General features: G+C 66.9%; 15 protein-coding genes. 6 read left to right on the forward strand and 9 right to left on the reverse strand.

The window, feature by feature from the left end; genetic code table 11:
* Window positions 1-1,021: 1,021 nt before the first annotated feature.
* The 5 genes from pheT to CDN38_RS31640 all read right to left on the reverse strand — a co-directional run bounded on the left by pheT (window position 1,022) and on the right by CDN38_RS31640 (window position 7,792).
* Entirely contained in the window at window positions 1,022-3,508 is a 2,487-nt protein-coding gene (gene pheT / locus CDN38_RS00735) for a phenylalanine--tRNA ligase subunit beta (protein WP_099318727.1), read from the reverse strand.
* Window positions 3,508-4,551 (reverse strand): phenylalanine--tRNA ligase subunit alpha, encoded by a 1,044-nt coding sequence (gene pheS, locus CDN38_RS00740; RefSeq protein ID WP_075510795.1) that lies wholly within the window; start codon window positions 4,549-4,551, stop codon window positions 3,508-3,510. The genes pheT and pheS overlap by 1 nt, the downstream gene beginning before the upstream one ends.
* Before the next feature lie 366 nt (window positions 4,552-4,917).
* Entirely contained in the window at window positions 4,918-5,697 is a 780-nt protein-coding gene (locus CDN38_RS00745; RefSeq protein WP_075510824.1) for a rhomboid-like protein, read from the reverse strand.
* A 9-nt stretch (window positions 5,698-5,706) separates the two neighbouring features.
* Entirely contained in the window at window positions 5,707-6,618 is a 912-nt protein-coding gene (locus tag CDN38_RS00750; protein WP_201258282.1) for an adenylate/guanylate cyclase domain-containing protein, read from the reverse strand.
* 73 nt (window positions 6,619-6,691) lie between these two features.
* Window positions 6,692-7,792 carry a PE family protein gene (locus tag CDN38_RS31640; RefSeq protein ID WP_275539808.1) on the reverse strand — a complete coding sequence of 367 codons (1,101 nt, stop codon included), beginning with the start codon at window positions 7,790-7,792 and terminating at the stop codon, window positions 6,692-6,694.
* Between the two features lie 513 nt (window positions 7,793-8,305).
* Here CDN38_RS31640 and CDN38_RS00760 point away from each other — a divergent pair.
* Window positions 8,306-9,364, forward strand: a complete 1,059-nt coding sequence (locus CDN38_RS00760; RefSeq protein ID WP_075510823.1) for an oxygenase MpaB family protein — start codon at window positions 8,306-8,308, stop codon at window positions 9,362-9,364.
* Between the two features lie 3 nt (window positions 9,365-9,367).
* Here the strand turns inward: CDN38_RS00760 and CDN38_RS00765 are convergent, their stop codons facing one another.
* The 4 genes from CDN38_RS00765 to infC all read right to left on the reverse strand — a co-directional run bounded on the left by CDN38_RS00765 (window position 9,368) and on the right by infC (window position 11,451).
* Entirely contained in the window at window positions 9,368-10,153 is a 786-nt protein-coding gene (locus tag CDN38_RS00765; protein ID WP_075510792.1) for a TrmH family RNA methyltransferase, read from the reverse strand.
* Between the two features lie 15 nt (window positions 10,154-10,168).
* Window positions 10,169-10,558, reverse strand: coding sequence for a 50S ribosomal protein L20 (rplT, locus tag CDN38_RS00770; RefSeq protein ID WP_036412581.1), 390 nt, complete (start codon window positions 10,556-10,558; stop codon window positions 10,169-10,171).
* 77 nt (window positions 10,559-10,635) lie between these two features.
* Window positions 10,636-10,830 (reverse strand): 50S ribosomal protein L35, encoded by a 195-nt coding sequence (rpmI, locus tag CDN38_RS00775; protein ID WP_023373729.1) that lies wholly within the window; start codon window positions 10,828-10,830, stop codon window positions 10,636-10,638.
* A gap of 39 nt (window positions 10,831-10,869) precedes the next feature.
* Complete coding sequence (infC, locus tag CDN38_RS00780; RefSeq protein WP_080674289.1) at window positions 10,870-11,451, reverse strand: translation initiation factor IF-3; 582 nt, start codon at window positions 11,449-11,451, stop codon at window positions 10,870-10,872.
* Window positions 11,452-11,900: 449 nt separating this feature from the next.
* Here infC and lysX point away from each other — a divergent pair, with 449 nt between their 5' ends.
* The 5 genes from lysX to CDN38_RS00805 all read left to right on the forward strand — a co-directional run bounded on the left by lysX (window position 11,901) and on the right by CDN38_RS00805 (window position 19,286).
* Window positions 11,901-15,191 (forward strand): bifunctional lysylphosphatidylglycerol synthetase/lysine--tRNA ligase LysX, encoded by a 3,291-nt coding sequence (gene lysX, locus CDN38_RS00785; protein WP_201258281.1) that lies wholly within the window; start codon window positions 11,901-11,903, stop codon window positions 15,189-15,191.
* A gap of 78 nt (window positions 15,192-15,269) precedes the next feature.
* The gene (locus CDN38_RS00790; protein WP_075510790.1) at window positions 15,270-16,712 is read left to right on the forward strand and encodes an alpha/beta hydrolase; all 1,443 of its coding nucleotides are present in this window, start codon (window positions 15,270-15,272) and stop codon (window positions 16,710-16,712) included.
* A gap of 6 nt (window positions 16,713-16,718) precedes the next feature.
* Window positions 16,719-17,156: a DUF6653 family protein gene (locus tag CDN38_RS00795; protein ID WP_075510822.1), complete on the forward strand. Its 438-nt coding sequence runs from the start codon at window positions 16,719-16,721 to the stop codon at window positions 17,154-17,156.
* Window positions 17,157-17,165: 9 nt separating this feature from the next.
* Window positions 17,166-17,426, forward strand: a complete 261-nt coding sequence (locus CDN38_RS00800) for a PspA/IM30 family protein (RefSeq protein ID WP_075510789.1) — start codon at window positions 17,166-17,168, stop codon at window positions 17,424-17,426.
* Between the two features lie 147 nt (window positions 17,427-17,573).
* Window positions 17,574-19,286 carry a PE family protein gene (locus tag CDN38_RS00805; RefSeq protein WP_099318730.1) on the forward strand — a complete coding sequence of 571 codons (1,713 nt, stop codon included), beginning with the start codon at window positions 17,574-17,576 and terminating at the stop codon, window positions 19,284-19,286.
* The last annotated feature ends 18 nt before the right edge of the window (window positions 19,287-19,304 follow it).

Here is a 19,304-nt window from a genome sequence, read left to right on the forward strand (position 1 = left end):
ATGGGGCGCAGGCCGGCGTGTCAGTGGTCGAAAGTCGCGCAAACCCGTGGGAAGACACACATACCCCAGCCGAGAGATTTGGTGATTATGAATTCATACTTGGTGAGCGGACGCTCCTACCGACATGAACCGAGTACGGACACAACGGGATTGGTTCTCGCTTGCCGCCGCAGGGCCGCCGCACTTATTCGCACCGATACGGCCAGTCTCCGAACGCCGCAACTTTGCGCTCGAGCGATTGCCCGTCGTCGTTGCAGCAATCACTAAGCCCTTACTGTAACCCGAAGTTACGGCGATTCCGGTAGGCGATTTCGGCCATTGACGTGGGGTTTTGTCGGTCGATGGTGCGGTGAGTTGGTTACCCACTTCGTATTTACGATGATCCCTCCGATCGTCTGGCTGTCGACAACACAGCGGCTGCCGTGCGCGGCTCGGTCCGCGATGCGCGCCAGCTCGGTTCCGGCGGCGGCCAGCTGCGTGGGGGTACCGCGCCGATCCATCGGAACGTCGTTGTCCTGTTTTGAGTTCACGCCGAAGTGATCGTGCCGCGATAGCCGACAAGCACCGGCCGGGTCGACCCGAATTTGGTGCCCATGACCTCGATGAGGTCAGTGAAGGTGATCGGCTCGGCGGTCCGCGGAAATGACCCACACTGCCACCGGGCGCCCGGCGGGATCGGTGAGCACGCCGTCTTCGATCTGCGGCAGTCCTATTCCTGCGATCGGGGGAATAGCCGCAGGCGGCTAGCTCGCAACCGCGGCCGGTCGTCCAGACCGGCTCACGTCGAGCGACGCCATCCGCGGCAGCTCGGCTCGCGTGAAAGGTGTTTGGCCACGAGCTTTTCCGGATCGACTCGTGACTCCCACCAGCCGCGCCCACCTCGTCGGCCGATGCGCCACCACCACCACCACCACGCGCGGCAGCGAGCGGATGATGCTGAACAGCAGACCCGCCGGCGCCCGCGTGTGACCGTTCGCGCGGGCATGCGGGACTAGCGCTAACTTGGCGCTCCGCCCACAGTTCAGCTACGCAGCAGGGCGCCGACACGTTCCGCAGCCAGCTGCACCGCCGCGTCGCGGGCCGCGCTTGCGTCGTCTTCGGTCAGCGTGCGATCTGGCGCGCGAAACCGCAGCGCGAAGGTCAGCGACTTGCGCGCTTCGCCGATCTGCGGACCGGTGAAGACGTCGAATAACTGAATGTCCTCCAGCAACTCTCCCGCCCCTTCGCGAACCGCATCCAACACGACCTGGGCGGGGACGTCCGCGGACACCACGAGGCTGACGTCCTGAAACACGGCGGGGAACGGCGACACCCGGGGAGCCGGCAGCGATTCCACGACGGGGATCGCATCGAGGTTCAGCTCGATCGCGCAGGTGCCCTTCGGCAGGCCGGTCCGCTCGATCACGGCCGGATGCAGTTGTCCGGCGTGACCGACGGAGGTATCGCCGACAAACACTTCGGCGCAGCGGCCCGGATGCCAGGGCAGGTACCGGGCCGCGCGAAGAGTCACGTCAATTCCGCTGGCCCGCGCAATGATTCGCACCGCCTCGAAAGCGTCGGCGGCGTCGGCCGCGCGGCCCGGACCCCACGGACCGCGAGGCTCGCGCAAGCCGGCCAGCACCGCAGCGACGTGTTGCGGTTGTCGCGGCAGCGATGCATCCAGCACGGCGATCTCCGCGTCGGTAGGCCGGCGGTGCACGGGGATCAACTCGATGCCGCGAGTCTGCTCGGTCGGCCGGACTATCTGCGCGATGGCGAACAACGCGACATCGGTCAGTCCGCGGGACACGTTGCGCCCCAACGCTTCCAACAGGGCCGGCAACAATGTGGTGGCCAGCTGCGGACGGTCGGCTTCCAACGGGTTGACCACGCTGGTCGTGGTCCGGCGTGGGTCGTCGGCCGCCAGTCCCCAGAGGTCGAAAACGCCGGCGGGCAGAAACGGTGTCGGCAGCACCTCGACGTAGCCGGACAGTGCCAGTGACTTACCGATCGCCCGACGGCGCCGCTGGGTGGCTGTGAGTCCGCGGCCCGCGGGCGCGGCGGGCAGGACCGACGGGATGACTTCGAGCCCCTCCAGCCGCATCACCTCCTCGACGAGGTCGGGGGGCTGCAGCAGATCGGGACGCCAACTCGGCGGCGTGACGGTCAGCACACCGTCGTCGGTGACCACCTCGGCGCCGATCTGAGCCAGCCGCCGAGCAGCCGTGCCCGGGGCGTAGGACACGCCCGCGAAGCGGTCCGGCTGGTCGACGGCGATCCGGATCGGCGGCATCGACCAATCATCGACCGGCGGTTCACCCCGCCAATCGGTCAGTGCCGGGACGACTACTCCCCCGGCGATAGCGGCGAGCAGCGCAGCGCACCGATCCAGGGCGGCCACCGAAATGGCCGGGTCGACTGCTCGCTCGTAGCGCCGGGCGGCCTCGCTGGGCAAGTGCAACCGCCGCTGGGTGCGCGACACCGCAGCCGGATCCCATATCGCCGCCTCCAACAACACGCGGGTCGAATCGGCGCGCACCTCGGTGCTGGCCGCACCCATCACGCCGCCAATCGCCGCGGTGGTGATGTCGTCGACGATCAGGACGTCGGCGGGTTCGAGTCGCCGCTCGATGTTGTCCAGGGTGACGACGGTCTCGCCGGAGCGGGCGAACCGCACGCCCAGGCTCCCGGTGATCCGGTCGCGGTCGTGCGCGTGCATCGGGTGACCGAGCTCGAGCATCACGTAGTTGGTGACGTCCACCGCCGGCGAGGTCGCGCGGATGCCGCACAGCAGCAGCCGGCGCTGCAACCACCAGGGCGACACGGCGGCCGGATCGATGCCGGTGACCGGCCGGAGGGCAAACCGGCGCACACCGGTTTCGGGCTGCACCGTCAGCGGCCACGCCTCTCCCTCGACCGGCAGCGCTGGCACCTCAGCGGGGTCGGCGAATTCCAGGTCATAGGCGCAGGCGATCTCCCGGGCCAGCCCGCGCACCGACATGCAGTAGCCGCGGTCGGGGGTGATCGCCAGGTGGAACACCACGTCGTCCAAACCGAGTACACCCGCGCCGTCGGCTCCCGGTTCAGCCGTTGCCGGCGGCAGCACCAGGATCCCGGAATGGTCTGCGGCCAAACCGAGTTCGGCTGCTGAGCAGATCATGCCCGCCGAAGTGCGGCCGTAGGTCGTGCGGGCGGTGATGGTAAAGCCGCCCGGCAGGGTGGTTCCGGGCAGCGCCACGACCACCAAGTCGCCGACCACGAAATTTGTCGCACCGCAGACTATTTCGTGCTGCACGCCGTCGCCGAGGTCGACCAGGCAGGCCCGGATCGGCTTCTTGAAACCGGTGAGTTCCTCGATATCGGCCACCCGTCCCACGGTCAGCGGGCCGTCGACCGGGCCGAGTGCGGTCACCTCTTCGACTTCGTGGCCGATCCGGACCAACGTCTGCTCGAGTTCCCCGGCCGGAACGTCCCAGCCCGGCGCTCCGGCCGAAACCACTTCGCGCAGCCAGCTATACGGAACGCGCATCAGGCGCCCACCCCAAATGGCAACGAGAACCGGATGTCGCCCTCGACCATGTCGCGCATGTCGGGAATCCCGTTGCGGAACTGCAGGGTTCGCTCAAGCCCCATCCCGAACGCGAAGCCCGAGTAATTCTCCGGGTCGATTCCGGCGGCCCGCAACACGTTTGGATGCACCATTCCGCAGCCACCCCATTCCACCCAGTCGGCGCCACCCTTCTTGTTGGCGAACCACACATCGACCTCGGCGGACGGTTCGGTGAAGGGGAAGAAGTGCGGCCGGATCCGGGTGCGCGCCAACGGCCCGAACTCGGCCCGGGCGAAGGCGTCCAGTGTCCCGCGCAGGTGCGCCATGGTCAGCCCGCGAGCCACCGCCAATCCCTCGACCTGGTGGAACACCGGCGTGTGGGTGGCATCGAGTTCGTCGGTGCGGAACGTCCGGCCGATCGAGATGATGTAGACCGGCAATTCGCGCTCCAGCAGGGTGCGTACCTGTACCGGTGACGTGTGGGTGCGCAGCAGCTGCCGCGAATTCTCCGGCGCGATGTAGAAGGTGTCTTGCTCGCTGCGCGCGGGGTGGTCTGGCGGGAAGTTGAGGGCATCGAAGTTGAACTGCTCGCTTTCGACCTCTGGTCCTTCGGCCAGCTCCCATCCCATAGCGATGAAGGTGTCCGCGATGTGTTCGGCCAAGATCGTGATCGGATGCCGGGCGCCAGTCGGCTGCCGGGTCGACGGCAGCGTGACGTCAATACCCTCGGCGGCCAGCACAGCCGCGTCTCGTTCGGCCCGTAGCGCCGCCAGACGTTCGTCGTAGCTGCGCTGCGCATCGCCGCGGGCGACGTTCACCCGCTGGCCGGCATCGGCACGCTCCTCCTTGGGCAACCTGCCCAGTGCTTGCCGGGCCAGCGCTAGCGGCGAACGGTCTCCAAGGTGCTCGGTCTTGGTGCGCGCCAGCGCCTCCAGACTGTCGGCTAGAGCAAAAGCCTGCTGGGCGGCGTTGACCGCCTTGGCCAATGCCTCCGGCGACAGATCGACGGGTTGATCACCCACGCGGCGACACTCTCCTTGCTGACGAGGCTAGGTATAACTGCCTGGCTCTCCCGCGAGGGAGACACCCACCTCGGTCCGTCACCCGGCCAGCGGGCGGGCCCCAACAGGGCTCACATCGTCGCAGGGTGGGTTCACGGCACGGGTATGACGCAACTGCCGATCATAAGTCATCGATCGGTTCGCTTCGGTGACGCCCACTGGGCAACGCCCGCGGGTGCCTCGACGTGCTTGAGCGTAGGTCCTGCGGTGGTCCGGGGTGGTCATGCATGCGCCCGTGGCTTGGGTCTCAGATCACCCGAGGTTGGTCCAGAAGTCCCCCCGCCACCGGCCAACGTCCTATCGGGGCCCGTCCGGCCCGGCCGCGCGTCATGCTTGAGCCGGCACGACCCGCATGGTCTTCCAGCGGGCAAACCCGTAGGCCACGCCCGCGCCCAACGCGCCCACGGCAACACCGCTCACCGATGTCCAGCTGGTGTGCGCCAGCAGCAGAAAGCCGAACCCGGACGAGACCATGAGCAACGCATACCGCGCCGGCGTCCAGCGAACCGGCCGATCGAACCGCATGGTCACCAACATGCCCAGCAAGAGCGAAATGGCGTGGCCGGAGTCGGTGAAATCACCGCCGGCGATCGCGGCCGCCACGGCCAGCGACGCCCACCAGCCGATCCATGCCGGCCGCCAGCGGCGGGAGATCGTCGCGGTGAGCGCTCCGACAACCGCAAGGGCGCCGTAGCTCATCCCGACATCGCTGACACGGGTGATCGACCACGGCAGCCAGCCGAACTCGACCGCGCCCGCCAACGCCGCCGCCACCAGCAAGGTGGCCCCGAGATGGCCGATGACGAACGCGAGGGTCAACCGCCCGGTGTGCAGGTGTAGTTCGGCAAGCGCGAGCAGACAGGCCAGACCCGGCAGCCAGAAGTAAAGTGGACCCTCGGCGATCACGAAGGCGCTATTCCACAAAGTGCCCAGGCGACCGTGTGACAGGTTGTGCAGGTTTGTACTGGCATGCCGAATGACCTGCTCGTGGGCATGCGGACCGAGCATCAAGATCGCGATGCTGACCGAGGCAAGAGCTGCCAGGTAGCCAAGCGTAAACCGGACCCGGCCGAGCCGGTACACGAGTGCCCAAATGCGATGAGTCATCGACATCTACTATGCCTGCTGTTCTGTTTCGGGAGCGTCACCAAAAGCTGGCAGCTCCTTACGAGGTTTGAGGCGATAAATCGCCAAGTCCGGTGGAATGCCGGTGAGCTTGCTGGAAAACATCGGCCGACGTGCCCGCTTGGCGACGACACCCAATGCGTCCAACTCGCTTTGCGGGATCAAGTCCAGGGTGGGACTCGATATCATGATGCCACCTTTTGTGGCGCGTTCCATAACGCGAGCGGCGATGTTGACGTCGATACCGAGCCAGTCAGCGGCCAGTCGCTGCGGCCGGCCGGTATGGATGCCGACCCGCATCCGCGGCGTGTAGCCCGCCACTTCGACTTCGCTCAACGCCTCCCGAGCGGCGAGCACGGCGCGGACGGCTACAGCCGGATTGCGAAACACCGCCATGATGCCGTCGCCCATCCGTTTGACGATGTGGCCCCCGGCGTCCAGCAGCGGGGGCTCGACAGCCCGGGCCACCTGGCGCAACAGCGCCAAGGTGGCATCATCACCGGCCTGCAGCGACCAGGTCGAGAAACCCACCAGGTCGGTGAAGACCAGCGTCACCTCGGGATTCACCGGACGGCGGGAAACTGCCTCAGTCAATGCCTGCCACAGTTGCAGCACACCCAGGCTGACTTCACGCGAGGCGGCATCACGATCCCCCAGCAGCCGGTCGGCAGCCCGTGCCGCGGCCCGCGGACCGCCGTCACCAGCAGTGGACAGCGGATCGCCGAATTCGGGATCGCCGGGCAACAGCCGTCGTGCCCGCCGGATGAACGCCACGACGCCCGGGCTGTGGTTGGTGGAGCGCAGCCACTGCCCCGGAGAACGCCGACGCGAAGCCGACGACGCGACCGCAGTCGCCGTCTCGTCGGGCACGCCGGACTCCCCTTCGCCAGCCCCGACCTCCACCTCGCAAGGGTAGGTGCTACGGGCTGAGCCAGGCAATCACAGTCGTCCTGCCGGCGCCCCGACGATCGACAACCTAGAAGCCGGAGAACAACCCCAACAAGCCGGGAACAAGGCCGCCGACCTGTGTTCCGCCCAATGCAATCGAGGTGGGCGTTCCACTGGTCGGCGTGAGCGTAAGCGTGAAGGGCTGAAGCGGGGACAGCAGCCCGCCAACCGGAACGCTGAACGCCACGTCCGAGTAACCGAGCCCCGCCGGCGCCGCCATCGACTGCGTTATCGTGTCGTGGCCGAAAAGGAAGCTGTTTAAGGCGTTGACGGGAGCAAAGAACAGCGTGCCTGCCGCCGCCAACGGATTCCCGCTTGATAGCGCGTTGCCGAATGCTGTGGCGCTATTTTGTAGCGCAATCGTCGCGAGGTAATACGGGCCCAACGCATCAATGCCGAGCGCGAGCGGCGCAGGTAATGCGATGGAGCCAGAGTCGAAGGCGACTTGAAAGGTGGTCTGGTCCACGCTCCCGTTGAGCGTGAGCGCGATGGGACCGAACGGAGTGGCCGTACTCAGCAGCGGAACACTCACAGGAGCGGTCGCGGCCGGCGGCGCCATTGTGCCGCTGCCCGTCGCAACGGTGGCCGTGGTACCGGTGGCCGTCGCACCGGTGGCCGTCGCAGCAGTGCCCGTCGCAGCAGTGCCCGTCGCAGCAGTGGCCGTCGCAGCAGTGGCCGTCGCACCAGTGGCCGTCGCACCAGTGGCCGTCGTTCCGGCGACCTGCGCACTGGCGGCCGTCGCGCTGGTGCCGCTGCCGGCAGTCGCGGCGCGTGCACCAGCACTTGCGCCGGTCCCCAGCAACGGATGGCCAAGCAACGACAGGGCGGGTCCATTGACCGCGTTCAGCAGATTCTGCTCGGCATTGGCGATCTCGGCGCCGAGGTACGCACCCGCGCCATTGCTCAGGGTACGGACGAACTGGTCGTGAAACGCCGCCATCTTCGCGCCGAGGGCTTGATAGTCCTGGGCATGTGTCGCGAATGCCGTCGTGACAGCCGCCGACACCTGATCTGCCGCCATGGCCACCAGCCCGGTCGTGGGCGGGGCCGCTGCCGCATTGGCCGCGCTCATCGCGGAACCAATTTCCGCCAAATTTCCCGCCGCCGCGTTCATAACGTCCGGTACCACATTGAGAATCAACAAAGCCGGGCCTCCTTGCCTGACTCAAGAAGAAAATCACCGAGTAGTCTCCAGGAAAGAAACTCTACCCCCGGTAATCGCCTTTTGGTTAGCCCTTTTTTGGCCCTTCAGCAACGCCCGGCGCTTCGCCGCACGAGCTCGAAATCAACGTGGCGAGAAGCAAACGAGGCCAAAACAACGTTCCCGCGGACGGCAAATCGTCCGGTCGGAACTGTTTCATGGCAGTCGGCAACATCCCGGTGGGCCGTCGCGGGTTTATCCCATCCGGTCGGTCACATCCGCGGCCCGGGACGCAGTCGACAACCCGGCCGCCCGGTCCGAGGGCGCGGGCTCGCGCGGGGTCGGCCCAATGCCACGCGCTGCGACAAACAACCCTGATCACGCGGGCGCCACACCGCTATGGACACCCGATAACAGCATGCTGGGGCACTCGCCGAAACCGTAGACAACGTGTGTTGTCACCGTTTATCGTGAGCGCACATCGAGCGCGTGGAGGCCGCGATGACTGGCACATCGACGACACCAGTCGAGCCACTCGGACCCGATTCGCTGACCTGGAAATACTTCGGTGACCTGCGGACCGGAATGATGGGCGTGTGGATCGGCGCGATCCAGAACATGTATCCGGAGCTGGGCGCCGGCGTCACGGAGCATTCGATCCTGCTGCGCGAACCACTGCAGCGGGTGGCCCGGTCGGTGTATCCCATCATGGGCGTCGTCTACGACGGCGACCGGGCGCCCCGGACCGGCGAGCAGATCAAGGGCTATCACCACACGATCAAAGGAGTCGACGCCGAGGGTCGTCGCTATCACGCCCTGAACCCGGAGACCTTCTACTGGGCACATGCCACGTTCTTCATGCTCGTCGTCAAAGTCGCCGAATACTTCTGCGGAGGCTTGACCGAGGCCGAAAAGCGCCAGCTATTCGACGAACACGTGCGGTGGTACCAGATGTACGGCATGAGCATGCGGCCGGTGCCCAAGTCGTGGGAAGACTTTCAGGAGTACTGGGACCGGGTCTGCCGTGAGGAACTCGAGATCAACCAGGCGACGCGGGACATCTTCCACATGCGCATTCCCAAGCCGAAGTTCGTACTCATGCCCACGCCCGTCTGGGACCAGATGTTCAAGCCCCTGGTTGCCGGTCAGCGCTGGATCGCGGCCGGCTTGTTCGACCCGGCCGTGCGGGAGAAGGCGGGAATGCATTGGACCCCGGGCGACGAAGTATTGCTGCGCCTGTTCGGCAAGCTGGTCGAGCTGGTGTTCCTGGCGGTGCCCGACGAGATCAGGCTGCATCCCCGCGCGCTGGCCGCCTACCGCCGGGAAGAGGGCCGGACCCGAAGTGACGCCCCGCTGGTCGAAGCGCCCGCCTTCATGGCTCCGCCACGGGACCGCCGCGGGTTGCCTATGCATTACTTCCCACCGCGCGCACGGAGTTTCGTCCCGTTCCCGCTGGAACCGGCCCGGCTGATCATGGAGCGGGCCGGATCGTTGGTGCACACCACGCTCTCGCTGGCCGGCCTGCGCCCTGCCCGGGGCCGGGCGGCTCGGGCCGCATAAGGCTTAGTCAGTGGAGCCGAGCGCCCGGGCGCTCTGGTACAGGCAAATAGCCGCGGCGGCGGCGACGTTCAGGCTCTCCGCTCCGCCGGACATTGGGATGCGCACCCGGTGGTCCGCCTCGCCGGCGATGTCGGCGGATAGCCCGCGTGATTCGGGGCCGAACAGCCATGCCGTCGGCGTGGCCAGCAGTTGATCGGCATCGTCGAGGGACATCTCGCCGTCCACCGCGCTGGCCAGCACCTGCAACCCGGCACCCCGCAACGACGCGACGGCGGCGTGCGGATCGGCTGCGGCGACGACGGGAATGTTGAAGATGCTGCCCGCAGACGCGCGCAAACATTTGCCGTTGTAGGGGTCGACGCTGTGTCCGGAAAGAATCACTGCCGCGGCCCCCATCGCGTCGGCGATGCGGATCAGTGTGCCCGCGTTACCCGGCTCGCTGATCTCGACGGCGGTCGCGATCAGCCGCGGTGAGCCGGTCAGCACATCATCGAGGCGGGTCGTCGGCATGTCGCACACCGCGACGAGTCCCGCAGGGGTAACGGTGTCGGACAAGGCTTTGGCGGCACGTTCGGTCACCAGATGGACTGGCGCGTCATGTGCGGTCAACCAGGTCTCATGCCGTCGCGCCGCGACCTCGGTGACAAACACCTCCCGCACCAGGCCGCGCGCCGACGCGGCCTCGACCAGGTTGGGGCCTTCGGCGAGAAATCGATTCGCACGACGCCGGCCGACGTGGCGATGCAATTTGACCGCGGCGGCGACCCTGGCCGAGCGTTCGGTGAGCACCGGGACGCGGGGCGCCTAAGCCGCCTCTCCGGAAGGGGCGTTGACGTCCTCGGGCAGGGCCGCCCGGGCGACCTCCACGAGCGCGGTGAACGCCGTCGGATCGGTGACCGCGATATCGGCGAGGTTTTTGCGGTCCACCTCGACACCAGCGGCCTTGAGGCCTTGGATCAGCCGGTTGTAGGTGATGTCGTTGGCACGCGCCGCCGCGTTGATCCGCGAGATCCACAATTTCCGGAACTCGCCCTTGCGCGCGCGACGGTCGCGGTAGGCGTAGTTCAGCGAATGCAGCTGCTGTTCTTTGGCTTTACGGTAGAGCCGGGACCGCTGGCCCCGATAACCTTTCGAGGCCTTCAGGACGGAGCGCCGCTTCTTGTGGGCGTTGACTGCCCGCTTTACGCGTGCCATGGATTGTTCCTACTCTCGTTCGGACTCGGACGTGCTTGGTCAGGTACCGGCGCCAGCCGGGTCGTACGGGGCGCCGGCTAACCGTTCAACAGCGAATTGACCCGCTTGGTGTCGTTGGCCGCCACCGCCGTACGGCCTTCCAGGCGCCTGGTTCGGGTCGACGGTTTGTGCTCGAGCAGATGCCGGCGGTTGGCTTTCTGCCGGACGATCTTTCCGGTACCGGTGCGCCGGAACCGCTTAGAGGCGCCGCTGTGAGTTTTGGCCTTGGGCATTTTTCCTCAGTCCTGGTGGGTTCTGGTTGGGCTAGCGAGTTAGTTCGATGAAGGTTTGATGTCGCCGCCCGCTGGTCCCTCCCCATGCCGCGCCCTGGCGCGAGTTTTCGCGCCGCGGTGGGGTGCCAGCACCATCGTCATGTTGCGCCCGTCCTGCTTGGGCGCTGTTTCGACGAATCCGTATTCGGCGACGTCGGCGCCCAGTCGCTGCAGCAACCGATAGCCCAATTCCGGCCGCGACTGCTCACGTCCGCGAAACATGATGGTGACCTTCACCTTCGATCCGGCCTCCAAAAAACGCACCACGTGGCCTTTCTTGGTTTCGTAATCGTGATCGTCGATCTTGGGCCGCAGCTTTTGTTCTTTGACGACGGTCTGCTGTTGGTTCCGGCGGGATTCGCGCGCCTTCTGCGCCGCCTCGTACTTGTACTTGCCGTAGTCCATGATCTTGCAGACCGGCGGTCTGGCATTCGGGGCAACTTCGACAAGGTCGAGATCGGCGTCCGCGGCAACGCGGAGTGCGTCTTCGATACGCACGATGCCTACCTGTTCCCCCCCTGGGCCGATCAAACGAACTTCAGGTACGCGAATGCGCTCGTTGACGCGGGTCTCAGTGCTGATGTGGCCTCCCTTGTTGGCTTTCTTCCGCTGCAGCCAGGGCCCGGAGGGCCGGAAACAGCAGTGGGATACACCAGCCATCAGCAAAAAAGCCCTGCCTAAGCAGGGCCCAATGCCGACCGATCGCGGCTCGAGACAACTCCAGCCGCCTGCGCCACGCGCAGAACAGGCATTGCAAATAATGCCTGTGACCGGACCGCACAGCCTTGAAAAGGCGTTGCACCGTTTCGTGGCTAGCGGTGGGAGTGGGACTCCACTTAACTGTTCCTGGCCTTCGCCGGGATGGTCGCGGCAGCCAGTCTAGCAGCCAAGACCCGTCCTCTGGGCAGCGAGCCGGCCGGCGCGCCAGCCCAAGCGCACTGAGCTGGCGCAATCCAGCCGCCCGGTCGCCAGGATTTTCCCGGTTTGAGGGAATATCCTCGCGGTTTGTGACCATCGCAAAGCCTCGCTCGATGGAGAGCAGGCCCGTCTCCCGGTATCACTGGGTTCCCGCGGCAGCAGGCTGGACCGTCGGAGTCATCGCGACGCTGTCGCTGCTGGCGAGCATGTCGCCGCTGATTCGCTGGATCATCAAGGTTCCACGGGAGTTCATCAACAGCTACCTGCTCAACTTCCCCGACACCAGCTTCGCGTGGTCGTTCGTGCTGGCCTTGCTGGCCGCAGCGCTGACGGCCCGCAAACGAATTGCCTGGTTGCTGTTGCTGGGAAACATGGTGCTTGCCGCCTTCTTGAACGCCGCCGACATCGCCGCCGGTGGCAACACCGCAGCCGAGAACTTCGGTGAGAACCTCGGTTTCGCGGTCCACGTGGTCGCGATTGTGGTGCTGGTACTGGGTTATCGCGAGTTCTGGGCCAAGGTGCGCAGGGGCGCATTGTTCAAGGCGGCCGCCGTGCTGTCAGCCGGTGGAGCCATCGGAATCCTGATTTCCTGGGGCTTGGTGGAACTGTTCCCCGGATCGCTTGCGCCGCAAGACCGGCTACCCTACGTGGCCAACCGGGTGATCGGATTCGCCCTCGCCGATCCCGACCTATTCAGCGGGCGGCCGCACGTCTTCCTCAACGCCATCTTCGGCTTGTTCGGGGCTTTCGCCCTGATCGCGACCACCATCGTGCTGTTCCAGTCGCAACGCGCGGACAACGCGCTGACCGGAGAAGACGAGTCGGCCATCCGCGGATTACTCGAGTTGTACGGCAACAGCGACTCACTGGGCTACTTCGCCACTCGTCGGGACAAGTCGGTGGTTTTCGCACCCACTGGCCGCGCCGCCGTCACCTACCGCGTCGAAATCGGAGTCTGCCTGGCCAGCGGTGACCCGGTGGGCGACCCACGGGCATGGCCGCAAGCCGTGGACGCCTGGCTACGGCTGTGCCAGACCTACGGCTGGTCCCCCGGTGTCATGGGCGCCAGTTCCCAAGGGGCTCAGACATATCGCGAAGCGGGCCTGAACGCCCTGGAGCTGGGTGACGAGGCGATTCTGCGGCCAGCGGAATTCAAGTTGTCCGGCCCGGAGATGCGCGGCGTGCGCCAGGCCGTGACCCGGGCACGCAGGGCCGGGTTGACGGTGCGCATCCGCCGACACCGCGACATTTCCGCGGCGGAAATGGAACAGACCATCGCGCGCGCTGATGCCTGGCGCGACACCGAAACCGAACGTGGCTTCTCGATGGCGCTGGGCCGCCTCGGCGACCCGGCGGACTCCGACTGTTTGCTGGTCGAGGCGCTGGACCCGGACAACCGGGTGGTGGCGATGCTGTCACTGGTGCCGTGGGGTACCACCGGCGTCTCCCTGGATGTGATGCGTCGCTCTCCGGAATCGCCTAACGGCACCATCGAACTCATGGTCAGCGAGCTCGCGCTGCACGCCGAAAGCCTTGGCCTCAGCCGTATCTCGCTGAACTTTGCGATGTTTCGGTCCGCCTTCGAGCAGGGCGCGCAGCTGGGAGCCGGCCCCGTTGCCCGGCTGTGGCGGTGGCTGCTGATCTTCTTCTCCCGGTGGTGGCAGATCGAAACGCTCTACCGGTCCAACCAGAAATACCAGCCCGAATGGGTGCCCCGCTACGCCTGTTACGAGGATGCACGATTGATACCCAAGGTGGGTGTCGCCTCGGTGATCGCCGAGGGCTTCCTGGTATTGCCGTTCAGCCGGCGCAAGAAGGCGCACACGGGCCACCACCCTGCGGTGCCCGAACGGCTGGCAGCCACCGGGCTGTTGCATCACGACGGCTCGGCGCCGGATATCACCGAGCTACAACAGGTGGACCTCACCGACGACGATGAAGTTGGGCGTCGCCTGCCCGAGCAGGTCCGTGTTCGACTGAACAAATTGAAAACCTTGCGGCGCAACGGCATTGACGCATATCCGGTAGGCTGTCCGCCCAGTCACACAGTCGCACAGGCGATGGACGCGGACGACAAGGCCACGCTGTCGGTGTCCGGACGCATACTGCGGGTACGCCATTACGGCGGTGTGTTGTTCGCGCACCTTCGCGACTGGACCGGTGAAATGCAAGTGCTGCTTGATAATTCCTGCCTGCAGCAGGGCCGCGCGGCGGACTTCAACGCCACCATCGACCTCGGTGATCTGGTGGAGATGACCGGGCACATGGGCTCGAGCAAACGGGGAACTCGGTCACTGATCGTGACCAGCTGGCGGCTGATCGGTAAATGCCTGCGGCCCTTGCCGAACAAGTGGAAGGGGTTGACCGATCCCGAGGCCCGAGTGCGGACCCGCTATGTCGATCTGGCGGTCAACGCCGAATCCCGTGACCTGCTCACCGCACGCAGCACGGTACTGCGCTCCGTCCGGGAAACACTGTTCGCCAAGGGCTTCATCGAAGTCGAGACTCCCATCCTGCAACAGGTGCACGGCGGAGCCGCCGCCAGACCGTTCGTCACGCACATCAACAGCTATTCGATGGACCTGTTCTTGCGCATAGCGCCGGAGCTGTATCTCAAACGGCTGTGCGTCGGCGGCGTGGAACGCGTATTCGAACTGGGCCGGGCCTTTCGCAACGAGGGCGTCGACTTCAGTCACAATCCTGAGTTCACTTTGCTCGAGGCCTATCAAGCGCATGCCGACTACCTGGTGTGGCTGGACAGCTGTCGCGAGCTCATCCAAAACGCCGCCCAGGCCGGCTACGGTGCGCCGATCGCGATGCGGCCCACCCGCGACGGCTTGCAACCGGTCGACATCTCCGGAGTCTGGCCGGTCAAGACGGTGCACGACGCGGTTTCCGAAGCCCTCGGTGAACTCGTCGACGCCGACACGAACTTAGCGACGCTGCGCAAGCTGTCCGACGCGGCCCACGTCCCTTATCGGGCACAGTGGGATGCCGGGGCGGTGGTGCTCGAGCTCTACGAGCATCTGGTGGAAAGCCGCACCGAGCGGCCGACGTTTTACATCGACTTCCCGACCTCGGTGTCGCCGTTGACCCGGCCGCATCGCAGCAAGCTCGGCGTCGCCGAACGGTGGGACCTGGTTGCCTGGGGCATCGAGCTCGCTACCGCCTACAGCGAACTCACCGACCCGGTGGAGCAGCGGCGCCGGCTGCAGGAACAGTCCCTGCTGGCGGCCGGTGGAGATCCCGAGGCGATGCAGCTCGACGAGGACTTTCTACAGGCCTTGGAGTACGCGATGCCGCCCACCGGGGGCCTCGGCATGGGCGTCGACCGGGTGGTCATGCTGATCACCGGACGCAGTATTCGCGAGACCCTCCCATTTCCGTTGGCCAAGCCGCATTAACCCGGCCCCGACAGTTACCAGCGAATACACAGCGAACATTCAATGAACACGTTCCAGGACGGTTAACAAGCGATCACAATGGTTCTTGTGACAGCGTCGACGGCGTATCTTGCGCGACCGCTGGCCAGCGCCCATACCTCGCTGATGTACGGCTGGCTGCCGGTCACGGTCCAGCTGGTGACCGCGACCGTACTGTTGCTGGCGATCGGGTCGCGCTATCGCCGGTGGCGTCGGCTGCCGGCCGCGGTGGCCGTCGGCGGTGCGACGGCCTGCGGGACCGGGTGGTATCTCGGCGGGCTCGCCAATGATCCGGCCCCGGCCGCGCTGTGGGTCTGGGCCGGTTTGACGGGCGTGGCCGCGACGGTACTGGTCGTGGGCTGGCGCAGCACGCGCTGGTGGGGGCGCGGCGCGTCGCTGATGGCGGTGCCGCTATGTGTGCTCAGCGCGGCGTTGGCGCTCAACCTGTGGGTCGGCTATTTTCCGACCGTTCAGGCCGCATGGAACCAGCTCACCTCCGGTCCGCTGCCCGATCAGGCGGATCCGGCCAGCATCGCCGCGATGGCCGGCAAGGGCACACGGCCGCCGCACGGCAGCGTCGTGCCGGTCACCATCCCGTCCACGGCATCGCACTTCAAACATCGCGGGGAACTGGTGTACCTGCCGCCCGCTTGGTTCGCGAGTGATCCGCCCCCGCGATTGCCTGTCGTGATGATGATCGGCGGCCAGTTCAACACCCCCGCCGACTGGGCGCGAGCCGGCAACGCCGTACAGACGGTCGACGAATTTGCCACCGCCCATCATGGCAATGCGCCGGTGCTGGTCTTCGTCGACTCCGGCGGAGCCTTCAACAACGACACCGAGTGCGTCAATGGACGACGCGGCAACGCGGCCGATCATCTAACCAAAGACGTTGTGCCATATATGGTCTCGAAATTCGGCGTCAGCTCGCAGCAGCGTAACTGGGGCATTGTGGGCTGGTCGATGGGCGGGACTTGCGCCGTGGATTTGACGGTCATGCACCCCGAGCTGTTCAGCGCATTTGTCGATGTCGCCGGCGATTTCTACCCCAACGCGGGAAACAAGGCGGAAACCATCGCCAGGCTGTTCGGCGGCAACGCCGACGCGTGGGCCGCATTCGATCCGACGACGGTGATCATCCGGCATGGCCCCTATACCGGGGTTTCGGGTTGGTTCGCTATCGCTGTCCCTGGTCAACCGGCGGGGCGTCGGGATACTCCGATCGTCGACACCGCCGCCATGCGGGTGGCCGGGCGCGACGCCGCCGCAAATCCGAGCAACCAGACGGCGGCCGCCAATGCGCTGTGCGCGATGGGCCGGACCAACGGTATCGACTGCGCGGTGGTCCCCCAACCCGGCAAGCACGACTGGCCCTTTGTCGACCAGGCGTTCGTGCTGGCGCTGCCCTGGCTGGCCGGGCAGCTGGGCACTCCGGAGGCGCCGCGGATTGCGTTACCGGGTACCGGCGGTGCGGCCGCGCAGGTCGTCACCACCGGGCGGTAGTTGCCGGTGCGGTCGGTCGCGCGGGTTCGCCGGGCGGTATTCGCCCGGCACTGCAATCCCTGGAGTGCCTGGACGCGCTGGGCGAGCACACCACTGGCGCTGCTACCGATATGGACGCGGCGCTGGGGTCACGCCGCGGTGATCGGAGTGTGGCTGGCGGTCAATCCGGTTGTCTTCGGCAAGCCGAAACACCATCGAGCATGGGCGACGCGGGCGATGTTGGGCGAGGAACTGTGGATCACCGAGCGTCCGCCCGACACGGCGATGCTGGTCAGCGCGCTGACATCGGCCGTTTCGCTGAGCGCGGTGATCGCCACCCGCCGCCGCCGACTCAAGCCGGCGGTTGTCGCGACCGCGCTGCAAATGACGCTGACCATGGTGTATTGGGAGCTGATGGTGCGTTACCTCCATCGGCGGGGCGGCGGTGATACACAGCAGCAGTAACGTGGCGGCATGCCCGACGAACCAGACGCCCCGGACGCGAAGGCCCCCGATCCCGGATACGACGACGCCGGTGTGCCGACCTTCGAATCGGTCCGCGACAAGATCGAATCCCGTTACGCGACGGCGATGGGTGCGGCCGAACTGGATGCCGAGACGACAGCGGGCCGGGCTATCGAGGACGAGTACGACGAGCGCCAACGCGCGGCTGCCGAGCGCTTGGCCCAGATTCGTGAGTCGATGGGCACCGACGGCTCCTTGCGTAAGTCTTAAAGCGCGGCATGCTTTGTCGGCGGGGTCGACCAAAAGCTGTTCAGCCAAACCCGGTTCGCCGCTGTTAACGGCGATACACTGTGCGCCTGCCGATTCCGCATGATCCCAGCACGCCGCGGGTTGCCGTGCGGTCGTGGGAGGTGCGCGATGTCGTTTGTTTTTGTGACACCGCCGATGCTGGCGGACGCCGCGAGCAGCTTGGCGACAATCGGCTCGGCAATCACCTCAGCCAATGCGCTGGCGGCGGCCCCAACGACAAGTATGTTGGCGGCCGGCGCAGATGAAGTGTCCGCAGCGATCGCGGGATTATTCGGCGCACACGCTCAGGCATACCAGGTCCTCAGCGCGCAGACGGCAGCCTTCCACGAGCAGTTCGTGCAGACACTGAGGTCGGCGACGGGTGCCTACGCCAGCGCCGAGGCCGCCAATGTCGAGCAGAATCTGCTCAATGCAATTAACGCGCCTGCCCAGGCGTTCTTGGGGCGCCCGCTGATCGGCAACGGGGTCAACGGCGGGCCTGGCCAAGACGGCGGACCGGGTGGTTTGTTGTTCGGCAACGGCGGCAGCGGCGGCGCCAGCACCACCGCTGGGGTGGCCGGCGGAAACGGCGGCGATGCGGGGTGGTTGGGCCACGGTGGGGCCGGTGGAGCCGGTGGAGCCGGCGCATCAGGCGGGCGCGGCGGCACCGGTGGGCTGCTGTTCGGCAACGGCGGGACGGGCGGCATGGGCGGGGCCGGCGGTCACGGCGGCGCCGGCGGTAACGCCGTGCTGTTCGGCAATGGCGGGGCGGGCGGAGTCGGAGGGGCCGGCGCGAACGGCGCGCCGGGCGTCAACCCCGGATTGCTCCCCCCCACCATGCCGGCTGCCGACGGGGCAGACGGCAGCCTCTTGCCTAATGGCGTCGGCGGCGGCGGCCAGCCCGGCGTCAATGGCACCGCCCCCGGGCAGGCCGGCGGCAACGGCGGAGACGGAACGGTCGGGGACTTCGGCGGAAGCGGCGGTGGTGGCGCCGGAGGGGCAGGCGGCCCCGGTGCACGCGGTGGAGACGGCGGAACGGGCGGCATTAGCAGCTTCGGCGCGGGGGGCGGCGGAGGCGGCACCGGTGGCGCTGGCGGTGACGGCGGCATCTTCGGAGGGCCTGGCGGCAACGGTGGCGGCATCGATGGCGGCGCCGGTGGTGCGTCCGTGAACGCCAGCGGAAGCGGCGGGGGCGCCGGTGGCGGCGCAGGTTTGCCTGACGGTCGTGGTGGCGGGGGCGGTGCCGGCGGCCCAGGTGGAGCCGGCGCCCCCGGCGGGAACGGCGGCGACGGAGGCAAAAGCGGGGGTGGTGGCGGCGCCGGTGGCACCGGCGGTACAGGCGCTTTCGGTGGCAACGGCGGCAACGGGGGTGACAGCTTCGGTGGCGGTGGCGGTGTCGGCGGCAAGGGCGGTACCGGGGGCTTTGGCGCTGCTGGTGGTGCTGGCTTCCACGGTGGGGACGGTGGTGCCGGTGGCCGCGCCGGTCTGCTGGTCGGTGACGGTGGAGCCGGTGGTGTCGGCGGTATCGGCGGAGACGGCGGCAACGGTGCATCCGGCGGCAACGGTGGGCGCGGCGGGCTTGGTGGGTTCGCCAACGCCAGTGCCATCGGTGATGCCGGCGGCAATGGCGGCGGCGGCGGCACCGGCGGAGTCGGCGGCGTGGCCGGCTTCGGCGGGAACGGCGGCGCCGGCGGCGCCGGCGGTCAAGGCGGGCTGCTGATCGGCAACGGCGGCGCCGGTGGTGTGGGTGGTATCGGCGGCCTAGGAGGGTGGTGTTTTACGGCCATTGCGGGGACGCTGGTTGACCGGTTGGGCTGTTGGGCAGGGCCTGTGTCGTCGTGAGTGCTTCCTAGCTCAGGT

Origin of the sequence: Mycobacterium ostraviense, from assembly GCF_002705925.1 — a bacterium.
In the GTDB taxonomy this organism is placed as follows: domain Bacteria; phylum Actinomycetota; class Actinomycetes; order Mycobacteriales; family Mycobacteriaceae; genus Mycobacterium; species Mycobacterium ostraviense.